Source organism: Streptomyces sp. NPDC051976, from assembly GCF_040680795.1.
Classification (GTDB): Bacteria; Actinomycetota; Actinomycetes; order Streptomycetales; family Streptomycetaceae; genus Actinacidiphila.
The window spans coordinates 96,780-107,491 of record NZ_JBFAXL010000031.1 but is presented as its reverse complement, the minus strand read 5'-3'; the positions used below and the strand labels follow the sequence as shown (position 1 = coordinate 107,491).

The 10,712-nt window shown below is 73.6% G+C and carries 12 protein-coding genes; 3 read left to right on the top strand and 9 right to left on the bottom strand.

The window, feature by feature from the left end:
- Window positions 1-195: 195 nt before the first annotated feature.
- Window positions 196-1,248: a LacI family DNA-binding transcriptional regulator gene (locus AB0M29_RS27355; RefSeq protein WP_365387152.1), complete on the top strand. Its 1,053-nt coding sequence runs from the start codon at window positions 196-198 to the stop codon at window positions 1,246-1,248.
- A gap of 18 nt (window positions 1,249-1,266) precedes the next feature.
- On the opposite strand, the gene AB0M29_RS27350 is transcribed toward AB0M29_RS27355, so the two are convergent.
- The 4 genes from AB0M29_RS27350 to AB0M29_RS27335 form a co-directional block, all read right to left on the bottom strand.
- Window positions 1,267-1,965 carry a 4'-phosphopantetheinyl transferase superfamily protein gene (locus AB0M29_RS27350; RefSeq protein ID WP_365387150.1) on the bottom strand — a complete coding sequence of 233 codons (699 nt, stop codon included), beginning with the start codon at window positions 1,963-1,965 and terminating at the stop codon, window positions 1,267-1,269.
- Window positions 1,962-2,831, bottom strand: a complete 870-nt coding sequence (locus tag AB0M29_RS27345) for a metallophosphoesterase (protein WP_365387148.1) — start codon at window positions 2,829-2,831, stop codon at window positions 1,962-1,964. The genes AB0M29_RS27350 and AB0M29_RS27345 overlap by 4 nt, the downstream gene beginning before the upstream one ends.
- Before the next feature lie 188 nt (window positions 2,832-3,019).
- Complete coding sequence (locus AB0M29_RS27340) at window positions 3,020-4,213, bottom strand: acetyl-CoA C-acyltransferase (protein WP_365387145.1); 1,194 nt, start codon at window positions 4,211-4,213, stop codon at window positions 3,020-3,022.
- Between the two features lie 137 nt (window positions 4,214-4,350).
- Window positions 4,351-4,794 carry a MarR family winged helix-turn-helix transcriptional regulator gene (locus AB0M29_RS27335; RefSeq protein ID WP_365387143.1) on the bottom strand — a complete coding sequence of 148 codons (444 nt, stop codon included), beginning with the start codon at window positions 4,792-4,794 and terminating at the stop codon, window positions 4,351-4,353.
- A gap of 90 nt (window positions 4,795-4,884) precedes the next feature.
- On the opposite strand from AB0M29_RS27335, the gene AB0M29_RS27330 reads away from it, so the two are divergent.
- Window positions 4,885-5,292: a VOC family protein gene (locus tag AB0M29_RS27330; RefSeq protein WP_365387141.1), complete on the top strand. Its 408-nt coding sequence runs from the start codon at window positions 4,885-4,887 to the stop codon at window positions 5,290-5,292.
- 24 nt (window positions 5,293-5,316) lie between these two features.
- Here the strand turns inward: AB0M29_RS27330 and sigJ are convergent, their stop codons facing one another.
- The 4 genes from sigJ to AB0M29_RS27310 form a co-directional block, all read right to left on the bottom strand.
- Window positions 5,317-6,237, bottom strand: coding sequence for an RNA polymerase sigma factor SigJ (gene sigJ / locus AB0M29_RS27325; RefSeq protein ID WP_365387139.1), 921 nt, complete (start codon window positions 6,235-6,237; stop codon window positions 5,317-5,319).
- Between the two features lie 3 nt (window positions 6,238-6,240).
- Window positions 6,241-6,702 (bottom strand): S4 domain-containing protein, encoded by a 462-nt coding sequence (locus AB0M29_RS27320; RefSeq protein ID WP_365387137.1) that lies wholly within the window; start codon window positions 6,700-6,702, stop codon window positions 6,241-6,243.
- 84 nt (window positions 6,703-6,786) lie between these two features.
- Complete coding sequence (locus AB0M29_RS27315; protein WP_365387134.1) at window positions 6,787-7,548, bottom strand: SDR family oxidoreductase; 762 nt, start codon at window positions 7,546-7,548, stop codon at window positions 6,787-6,789.
- A 117-nt stretch (window positions 7,549-7,665) separates the two neighbouring features.
- On the bottom strand, window positions 7,666-8,175 hold the full coding sequence (locus AB0M29_RS27310; RefSeq protein ID WP_365387132.1) for a nuclear transport factor 2 family protein: 510 nt from the start codon (window positions 8,173-8,175) through the stop codon (window positions 7,666-7,668).
- Window positions 8,176-8,287: 112 nt separating this feature from the next.
- Here AB0M29_RS27310 and AB0M29_RS27305 point away from each other — a divergent pair, with 112 nt between their 5' ends.
- Window positions 8,288-9,175, top strand: coding sequence for a LysR family transcriptional regulator (locus tag AB0M29_RS27305; RefSeq protein ID WP_365387130.1), 888 nt, complete (start codon window positions 8,288-8,290; stop codon window positions 9,173-9,175).
- Window positions 9,176-9,210: 35 nt separating this feature from the next.
- Here the strand turns inward: AB0M29_RS27305 and AB0M29_RS27300 are convergent, their stop codons facing one another.
- The gene (locus tag AB0M29_RS27300) at window positions 9,211-10,542 is read right to left on the bottom strand and encodes a phosphodiester glycosidase family protein (RefSeq protein ID WP_365387129.1); all 1,332 of its coding nucleotides are present in this window, start codon (window positions 10,540-10,542) and stop codon (window positions 9,211-9,213) included.
- Between the last annotated feature and the right edge of the window lie 170 nt (window positions 10,543-10,712).

Here is a 10,712-nt window from a genome sequence, read left to right as displayed (position 1 = left end):
TCTAACGCTACGGCCCACCCAGAGATCTAGACTCTCGTTTTAACACTCTCTCCCTACCCGACGCTCTTCCGTACTTGAGCCGTCACCGCTCACCCAAGCGGGGCGGGGTACGGCGGCCTGTGGGGGGCCGCCGTACCCCGCCCCATCAGCGCATTGGATGGGAGAGCGCTCTCCCACCCATGGTATAACTGCACCATGACGAGCAGCCGTCCTGCCGGGCCACGCCTGCCCACCCTGGAAGACGTCGCGCGGTCCGCGGGCGTGTCGCGGGCGACGGTGTCGCGCGTGGTCAACGGGACGCGCAACGTCGACCCGGAGATCCAGAAGATCGTCCAGGACGCGGTGGCCGCCACCGGCTATGTGCCCAACCGCGCGGCGCGTTCGCTGGTGACGCGGCGCACCGACTCGGTCGCGCTGGTCTTCTCGGTACCCGATCACCACGCCGCCGACGACCCGTTCCTCGGGCAGGTGTTCAGCGACCCGTTCTTCGGCCGGATCGTGGGCGGACTGCTCACCGTGCTGCGCCCGCGCGGGGTGCACCCGGTGCTGATGCTCGCCGACTCCGAGGACGCGCGGCGCGCGCTGGTGAACAACCTGCGCCAGGAGCACATCGACGGCGTGGTGCTGGTGTCGATAGCGCCGGGTGACCCGCTGCCGTTCCTGCTGACCGAGGCGGGGCTGCCGACAGTGCTCTTCGCCCGGCCCGCCACGCCGATCCCGATCAGTTATGTCGACGTCGCCCAGCAGGCGGGCGCGAAACTCGCCGCCGAGCATCTGCTCGCGCGCGGCTGCCGCCGGATCACCACCATCGCCGGCCCGTACGACTCCCCCGCGGGCCAGGACCGGCTGGCGGGCTTCCGCGAGGCGATGGCCGAGCACGGCTACGCGTATGTGCCGAGCGTCGAGGGCGGCTTCACCCAGCAGGGCGGCGAGCAGGCGATGAAGGAGCTGCTGTCCCAGCACCCCGACACCGACGGGGTGTTCGTCGCCAACGACCTGATGGCCCAGGGCGCCCTGCTGGTGCTGCGCGACCAGGGCAGGCGGGTGCCCGAGGACGTGGCGGTCGTCGGCTTCGACGACAGCAGCGCCGCGCTGGCCTCCAGGCCGCTGCTCACCACGGTCCGCCAGCCGGTCGAGGACATGGCCGCCGAGATGGCGCGGCTGCTGATGGCGCTGATCGACGACCCGGCGCAGCAGACGCGTTCGGTCATCTTCAAGACCACCCTGGTCCGCCGCGCGTCGGCCTGAACTCCGGGGTGCCCCGCGTTACTTCACGTCGTCGTGCTGGACGGTGATGGCCGTGACCACGAAGCCGTCGCGGGCCAGATAGCGGCCGGAGAAGTGCGCCAGACGCAGTTCGTCGGTGAGCAGCGGGCCGGGGACGAGCAGGCGGGCGGTGTAGCCGCCGTGCCCGGGGTCCTCGGACTCGTCCGGGGTGAAGAGGAGTTCGGCGGACTTGAAGTCGAGCATCCGGCGGTGGAAGGGATACCACGCCTTGTAGACCGTCTCCTTGGCGCTGAACAGCAGCCGGTCCCAGCGGACTTGGGGCGCCTGCGCGGTGAGGGCGGCGAGGGAGGCACGCTCGTGCGGGGTGGCGAGGATGACGTCGAGGACGCCGTCGGGCAGCGGCCCGTGCGGCTCGGCGTCGATGCCGAGGGTGAGGATGTCGGGGGTGCGGGCGACGGCCGCGGCGCGGTATCCGTCGCAGTGGGTGATGCTGCCGACGACGCCGTCCGGCCAGATCGGGGCGCCGCGCTCGGTGTCGCGCAGGATCGGTCCTGGCGGGATGCCCAGCGCGGAGAGCGCTGTCCGGGCGCAGGCGCGTCCGGCGGCGTATTCGGCGCGCCGCTTGGCGACGGCCTTGGCGACAGCTCCGGCCTCCTCGGGGAAGAGCGGCGCGTCGTCGAGTTCGGCGCCGTAGGCCGCCCGGGTGCTGACGGCCGCGGGCACCACGTGCTCGATCACCGGCGGACTCCCTGCCGTCCGGCGAGGATGCGCCGCGGTCCCGCGGGGCCGCTCTCGCGCCGCCCCCACTCGCGGGGGTAGCCCAGCGAGACCTCGGTGAAGCGGACGCCGTCGCGGCGGATGATCCGCGGGATGTGCAGATGCCCGTAGACGACCTCGGTGGCGCGGAAGCGGGTGTGCCACTGCTCGGTCTGCTCGGTGCCGCACCACAGGGCGAAGGACGGGTAGCGCAGGATCGCGGTGGGTTCGCGGTGCAGCGGGAAGTGGTTGGCGAGCACGGTGGGCAGCGAGGGGTCGAGCGCTTCGAGGCGGCGCTCGGTCAGCGCGACGCGGGCGCGGGACCAGTCGTCGATGCCGGGGTACGGGTCGGGGTGCAGGAACCGCTCGTCGCTGCAGACCACACCGAGCTCCGTGGAATGGGCGAGGGCGGCTTCCTTGGTGGTGGCGCCGGGGGTGCCGTCGCGCCACGTGTAGTCGTACAGCAGGAACATGGGGACGACGGCGACCGGGCCGGTCTCGCCCTCCCACAGCGGATAGGGGTCCTCGGGGGTGAGGACGCCGATCCGGCGGATCTCGTCGACGAGGTGGTGGTAGCGCGCCTCGCCGCGCAGCTGTACGGGGTCGGAGGTCGGGGTCCACAGCTCATGGTTGCCGGGCAGCCAGATGACGGTGGAGAAGTGCTGCTTGAGGGTGGTGAGCGCCCAGATGATGTCGGAGAAGGTCTCCCCCACGTCACCCGCGACGATCAGCCAGTCCTCGTCCGTTTCCGGCCGCAGCCGCTCCACGATCAGCCGGTTGGCCGGGTAGCCGACGTGCAGGTCGCTGATCGCGAGGAGCTGCGGGCCGCCCGCGCCGGTGCCGGTCAACGTGCGTCGGCCCGTCCGCGTACCCGCCCGCGGGCGGGTGTGCGCACCGGCCCCTGTCCGCGTCCCCGCATTCGTATATGCACAGATCGAATTCTCCCAGACACCGTCGGTCGGCACCGGGATTTCCCGCGACGGACCGCCGTGGCGGGCGTGGCGCCGGTCACGTACGGCGCCACGCCCGATGGCGGTCAGTCGCGGTCGACGAGGACGGCGCTGCCCTGCCCGACGCCGACGCACATGGTGGCCAGGCCCCTGCGGGCGCCGGTGCGGTGCATGCGGTGCAGCAGGGTGGTGAGGATACGGGCGCCGGAGCAGCCGAGGGGGTGGCCGAGGGCGATGGCGCCGCCGTCGGGGTTGACCAGCTCGGGGTCGACGCCGAGTGCGCGGACCGAGGCCAGCGCTTGGGCGGCGAACGCCTCGTTGAACTCCGCGGCGTCCAGGTCGTCGACGGTGCGGCCGAGGCGGGCCAGGACGCGGCGGGTGGCGGGGACCGGCCCGATGCCCATCACGTCGGGGTGGACTCCGGCGCTGGCGCCCGCGGCGTAGCGACCGAGGGACTCCAGGCCGAGCTCGCGCAGCGCGTCCTCGCTGACCAGCAGGAGCGCGGCGGCGCCGTCGTTCATGGGTGAGGCGTTGCCCGCGGTGACGGTGCCGGTGCCGTCCTTGCGGAAGACCGGCTTGAGGGCGGCCAGGCGTTCCGCGGTGGTGTCCTCGCGGATCGACTCGTCCTGGCTGACGACGACGCCGTCGGGCCTGGTGACGGGGAGGATCTCGGCGTCGAAGAGGCCGTTCTTGCGGGCGGCGGCGGCGTTGCGGTGGCTGCGCAGCGCGAACGCGTCCTGGTCCTCGCGGCTGATCCCGTGGCGCACGGCGACCTCCTCCGCGGTCTCGCCCATCGACAGCACGCCGTGCAGCGCGGGCATCCGCTCGTTGGTGAGCCGCCAGCCGAGCCGGGTGTCGTAGGTCTGCAGGGTGTGCGGCAGCGCCTCGTCGGGGCGCGGGAGGACGAAGGGGGCGCGGCTCATCGACTCGGAGCCGCCCGCCAGGACGATGTCGGCCTCACCGGCGGCGATCATCCGGGCGGCGGAGGTGACGGCCTCCAGTCCCGAGGCGCACAGCCGGTTGACGGTGGCGCCGGGGACGCTGTCGGGCAGTCCGGCCAGGAGTACGGCCATCCGGGCCACGTTGCGGTTGTCCTCGCCCGCCTGGTTGGCGGCGCCCCAGTAGACGTCGTCGACGCGGGCCGGGTCGAGCTGCGGGACGGTGTCGAGCAGGCCGCGAAGGACGGCGGCGGCCAGGTCGTCGGGGCGCACGGTCGACAGGGCGCCGCGCAGTCGGCCGATGGGGGTGCGGCGGGCGGCGGCGAAGTGGACTGGGCGCATCGCGTGCTCCTCGTGGCGTGGCGGTGACAAGCGCCCCGCGGGTCGCGCGGGGGCGGGCGGCGGCGGTGGGTGGGGCCGCCACCCCGCAAACTAGCACTGCAAGTTTCGTCGGGCGAGGGTCCACCGCGCCCGCGGGGTCAGCGCGCGGCGCCGTCTCCTTCGTACACCCGCAGCAGCAGCGCGTGCAGGACCGCCCGCTCCTCGGTGCCGAGGGGCGCGAGCACCGCGTCCTGGACGGCCTCGGCCCGCCCGGTGAGCCCGGCGAGGGCGGCGGCGCCCGCGGGGGTGAGGGTGACCCGGACCCGCCGCCGGTCGGCGGGGTCGCGGGAGCGCTCGACATGTCCGCGGACGGCCAGTTCGTCGAGCACCTTGACGATGTCGCTGGGGTCGATGTCCAGGCGTTCGGCGAGTTCGCGCTGCGCGTGCGGGCCGAAGTCGGCGAGGGCGGCGAGCACCGCCATGTGCCACAACCGCAGTCCCTGGTCGCCCAGTTCGGCCGCGAGCCGGCCACGCGCGGTCTTGCCGGTACGCGACAGGAGGTACGTGGTGAGCGCGGTGAGCGTCGGCGGTGTCCCGTTCATGGGGCCTATTGTAGGCTGAGACCAATGATGGGTGCTCACCTACTAATATCCGGTGCGGCCCCTACGCCTCCCCGACCCGAGAGGTCCGCCATGGACGCGCTCCACCCCCGGCTGCTGGTCAGCCGGTTCGCCGACACCTTCCGCTTCTACGACGCTGTCCTGCCGCCGCTGACCGGCGCGCGTCTGACGCGTGGCACGGCGCAGGGGCCGTACGCGAGCTGGGACGTCGACGACCAGGGGGTGCTGATGCTCTTCGACCGGGCGGCGATGGCCGCGGTCGTCGGCACCTCGGGCCTCCCCGGGCGGGCGGCGCCCGCCCAGGACGGCGCCATGCTGGTCAGCCGGGTCCCGGACGTGGCCGCGGCGTACGACCTCTGCCTGCGGCACGGCGCCGAGCCCGTCACCGCCCCCGCCGACCGCCCCGAGTGGGGTCCCGGGATGCGCACCGCGCACCTCCGCGACCCGGACGGCACTCTGCTGGAGTTCCAGTCGTACTGAGGACCGCCGCGACCGCCCTCGCCGTCACCCGGGGGCGAGGTGGCCGAGCTTGTCGGGGTTGAGGACCGCGAACACCCCGTGCACGAGGCCGTCTTCGCGGATGTCGAACAGGGTGACCTGCTCCCGGCCGTCGAGGGCGAGCCGAAGTGCGGGCTGGCCGTTGGCCTCGGTGAGGCGCAGGTCCTCGAAGGAGTACCGCTCCAACAGGCCGGTGACGAAGGCCAGGACGCGCGCACGGCCGACGACCGGGCGCAGCGCGGCGCGCACCTTGCCGCCGCCGTCGTTCCACGCGACCACGTCCTCGCTGAGCAGCGCGGTCAGCCCTTCGAGGTCGCCGTCGCGGGCGGCGTCGATGAACCGGCTGACGAGCAGGGCGTGTTCGCGCGAGGGGGCGGCGCCCGACCTGCCGGTGCGCGACGCACTTGGGCGCGAGTCGCCGCCGCCGACGCGCTCGTCCGCCAGGCGCTTGGCCGCCCGGTGGTGGAGCTGGCGGCAGTTGGCGGGCGTGGTGCCGACGATCTCCGCGAGGGTGTCGTAGGGCAGCTCGAACGCCTCGCGCAGCACGAACACCGCACGCTCGGGCGGCGTCAGACGCTCCATCAGGTGCAAGGTGGCGTAGGCGAGGGTGTCGCGCAGCTCCGCCGTGTCCAGCGGGCCGACGCTCCGGCTGTCCACCGGTTCGGGCAGCCAGGGGCCGACATACGCCTCGCGCGTGACCCGGGCGGAGCGGAGCTGGTCGAGGGCGAGCCGGGAGACGACGGTGACCAGGAAGGCACGCGGCTCGCGGACCTGTGTGGTGTCGGTCCGCGTCCAGCGCAGATACGCCTCCTGGACGATGTCCTCGGCGTCCCACATGCTGCCCAGCAGCCGGTAGGCCAGGCCCGTCAGCAGCGGCCGGTACTCCTCGAAGACCGCGGCCGGTGTGCCGGTGGTGACGGCCGCCATGGGTCAGTCGGCCGCCGGCCGCGGGCGGCGGCCGTGGAGGCGTTCCAGCTCGCGGCGGTCGCGCTTGGTGGGGCGGCCGGCGCCGCGGTCGCGCAGGCCCATGGCGAGGACGTCCTCGCGTGGCGGCGGCGGGGGGCTGTTGTCGATGAAGCACTCGGCGGCGATCGCCGCGCCGACCCGCTTGTTGAGCAGCCGGGAGACCACGACGATCCGCTCGCGGCCGTCGTGGTGCAGCCGTACCTCGTCACCGGGCCGTAGCGCCTGCGCGGGCTTGACCCGCTCGCCGTTGACGCGTACGTGGCCTGCCCGGCAGGCTGCCGCGGCGAGCGCGCGCGTCTTGGTCAGGCGTACGCCCCAGATCCAGGCGTCGACCCGCACGGTGCCGCCCGTGGTGCTCGCGCCGCCACCGCCGCCGCCCGTGCCCGGCGTTCCCGCCTTCGCCGCCTTGCCCGTGTTTCCCGCCATGCCCCGAGCCTACGACCCGCCCGCCCCGGTGAGCGAGCGGATAGCGGGCGGGTCGCGTCAGGGCCGGGGGCACGGTCCGGCAGGTCAGCGGCCGAGCATCGCGCCGCCGTTGACGTGCATGATCTGCCCGGTGGTGTAGGCGGCCTCGGGCGCGGCGAGGTGCTTGATGGCCGCGGCGATCTCGCTGGGCCGCCCGCCCTGGCCGGTGAGGGACTGGGCGACCCGCACGGCGATGAACTCCGGGGTGGCGCGGTCGCCGAAGAACTCGGTGTCGCCCACGAATCCGGGGGCGACCGCGTTGACGGTGATGCCCTCCTTGCCGACCCGCTGGGCGAGTTCGAAGGTGTACGCGTGCACGGCCGCCTTCGCGCCGCCGTACGAGCCGGGGCCGCGCACGGCCGCGATCGACGACAGGTGGACGATCCGGCCGCCAGGGCGCCGTACGTGCGGCAGCAGCGCCTCGGTGAGCAGGACCGCGGTGAGTACGTTGGCCGCGAAGTTGCGGCGGTAGCCGTCGGCGATGCTTTCCAGGGTGCCGTCGTCGCCGGAGGCCACGTTGCCGCCCGCGTTGGTGACGATGACGTCGACCGGCCCGTCGCCGGTGGCGAAGGCCGCGGCGGCGCGCACCTGCTCCGGCTCGGTGAGGTCGGCCGCGAACCAGTCGACGAGGCCCTTGCCGTACGCCGCGTTGATCTCCTCCGCCGCGCCGCGCAGCACCTCCTCGCGGCGGCCGAGGATGATCACCTGGTCACCGTCGGCGGCGAACGCCTCGGCGGTGGCCCGGCCGATGCCCGTTCCCCCGCCCGACACGACCACACGACGCTGCTGCTGCCCCTGCTCCGGCACGGTCCGCTCCCCTGAAGTCGCTGTGCGCGTTCTCGTACATGAATCTCAGTCACATACAGATGCGATGTGACGCTAGGCAGCCCCGTCGATCATGTCAAGGTCCCGCCGGGGTACCGCTCAGCCGCCGAAGATCGCCGCCGGGTCGCCGGTGAACCAGACGTTGTCGATATGGACGGTCCGCATCAGCCAGCGGTCGCCGTCGCGGACCAGGCCCACGGCGTAACGGTTCTTCAGAAGGGCGTGCCGCGCGTGGTCGGCGGTGAGCAGGTGCTGGGCCTCGACCATCGCCGTCAGCCGGGCGGTCCGCCGGTCGGCGGCCACCTCCACCCGGGGGTTGGTGACGATGTGGGTGGTCTCGACGCGGTCGGCGAACATCGCGAGGATGGCGTCGACGATGGCGTCGCGCCCGGTCATCAACGCGCTCTCGCCGCCCCAACGGGCCACCGCGGGACGGAAGTCGAGCTCGGCGTCGGGCGCGAACGCCGACGCGAACAGCGCACGGTCCCGCAGGTCCTGCCCGAGCCCGAAGCGGTAGAGCGCGTCGACAATCTCGGTGCGGTCGCGCAGTTCCTGGACGGCGGCCTCGGGAGTGCGGGCGGCCAGCGCGCGATCAAGGGTGGTGTACATGCGTGCCACTCTCCGTCGTGGCCTCGAGTGGATCAACGGGATTTCCGGGAAGGATTGTTAAGTATGATTTAACGGCAAGATCGGAAACGACGCGGGCGGAGGGGAGCCGGTCATGGAGCGGTACGAGATCGAGGCGTTCCTGACCCTCGCCGAGGAACTGCACTTCGGGCGGACCGCGATGCGGCTGCGGGTGACCACCGCCCGGGTCAGCCAGGTGATCAGCAAGCTCGAACGCCGGGTGGGCGCCCCGCTGTTCGAACGCACCAGCCGCAGCGTGGTGCTCACCCCGATCGGGCAGCGGCTCCACGACGACCTGCGGCCCGCCTTCGAGCGGCTCGACGCCGCGCTGGCGGCGGCGGTCGCCGCGGGCCGCGGGGTCACCGGCCTGCTGCGGGTGGGTTTCGTGGGCGCCGCGGCGGGCCAGCTCCTGGTGCGGGCCACCGACCGGTTCCGCGACCGCTACCCGGACTGCGACGTGGAGATCCGCGAGGTCCAGATGGGCGAGGCGCTGGAGCGGCTGCGCGCCGACGAGCTGGAGGTGCTGATCGCCTGCCTGCCGCTGTCCGGACCCGATCTGGCCAACGGCCCGGTGCTGCTGTCGGAACCGCGGATGCTCGCGGTGCCCGCGGGGCACCCCTTCACCGCCCGGGGTTCGGTCTCGGTGGAGGACCTGGCCCGTACCGAGGTGCTGCAGGCGCCCTGCTCGCTGCCCGACCACTGGCGCGAGCCGGACTCGCCGCGGCTGACCCCGGCGGGGCGCCCGATCCCGGTCGGGCGCTCGGCGGCGACCTTCCAGGAGATCCTCACCCTGGTCGGGGCCGGCCAGGGCGTGTTCCCGGTCGGCGCGCACGCCACCCGCTTCCACGCCCGCCCCGACGTGGTCTATCTGCCCTTCCACGACACCCCGCCGCTGGACTGGGGCCCGGTGTGGCGCGCCTCCCGGGCCACCGCCAGGATCCGCGCCTTCGCCGAGACCGCGGCCGCCGAGCGCCGGGTGTGAGGACGGCGGCCTGACCGTGGCGGCCACCGCGCGGGTCAGCGGGCGTAGACGGCCACGAAGTCGCGGGTGGCCAGGGTGTAGTAGCGGTCCGGCGGATCCTCGAAGTCCAGGATGTTGGTGGGCTTGGGGTCGGCCGGGTCGTGGCTGCCGTCGTAGGACATGAACGACGGCCAGGCGCGGTTCATGTCCAGCGGCATGGCCCGTACCGCGCCGGCGCGCTGCATGAGCTGGGCGAGGGTCTGCGCGGTCAGCGCCTGGCCGACGACCATGATGACGTCGCCCTGGGCGGTGACGCCGACGCCCGAGCGCGGTACGTACATCCGGCTCTGGTCGGTGACGCCCCACTTGGAGTCGTCGCCGATGTCGGGGACGACCCGACCGCCGTCGACCATCAGCTCCAGGCACTGGCGGACGCCGACCACGTCGGGGGTCATGTGCGCGTCCCGGCCCCAGACGCCGATCCTGATCGAGCCGTCCTTGTAGAAGACCTCGGAGGCGGCGCCGTCGCGCAGCTCGCCCGCGGTCCGGCCGTCGAGGTAGAAGCCGCCGCGCGAGCCGCCGTCGGTGATGCGGAAGCCGCCGTTCCAGGTGGCCACCAGGCCGGTGCGCTGCCCCTTGGGGATGTTGGGCGGCACGGAGAAGGTGCCGCCGGGCTCGCGGAAGCCGGGGTGGAGCTGGAAGCGCGCGTATTTTCCGCTGATCCACGCGACGGCGGCCTCGTAGGAGGTGTGCTCGCCGTCGGGGCGTACGTACGTCCCCTGCACGATCGGCACGCCGCGCGCGGTGGCCAGGGTGCGGTAGACGCCCTCGCCGGGCAGGGCGGGGTCGACCAGGGGCGCCATCGGGGGCCGCAGCGGTAGCAGCGGCGCTCCCGCGGTGTGCCCGGTGCCCAGCGGGCCGACGGCGCCGGTGCCCGCGGCGGGCGCGGTGGCGTTCATCCGGGCCAGCGCTTCGGCGGAGAGGGTGCCGCCGACCGCGGGCGGGTTCATCTTGTACTGGACGTCCTCCAGCTTGTCGACCACCACACCCAGGTCGTGGTCGCGCGCCCACTCGGCGAGCCGGGCCGCGGTGCTGTCCTTGCCCGGGTAGGTCAGCGCCTTGCCGACCGACCAGCCGACGGTGCCGACGCACAGCAGGCAGACGCCCGTGGCGCTGCGGGTGGCCAGCTTCCTGCGGCGGCGCTGAGCGGGCGTCAGGTCGCGTTTGTGCTTCCACGGCAGCAGGCGTGGCAGCCGTCGCCGTTTGCGCCGCGGGCGGTCACCCGGTGTGTCCGGGCCGCCCTCGCCCGGGTCGCCGAGGTCGCCCGGGTGCACGGGGTCGTCGTCATCCGGCCGCCACGCGCTCCACCGGCCCGCCCGCTCGGTCATGGCGCTCCTTCCGCTGCCGCCCCGGTTGCCACCGGAGCCCGCGTTAGTCCTATTTTCAGATGCTATGACCGTTGCTGAGGCGCATTAATCGCGACACTCGCGAGAAGCACCCGCCCGCCGCAGACGCCGCACTCCACCGGGTGAGACCGCGGGGCCGCCGCGTCCGCTCC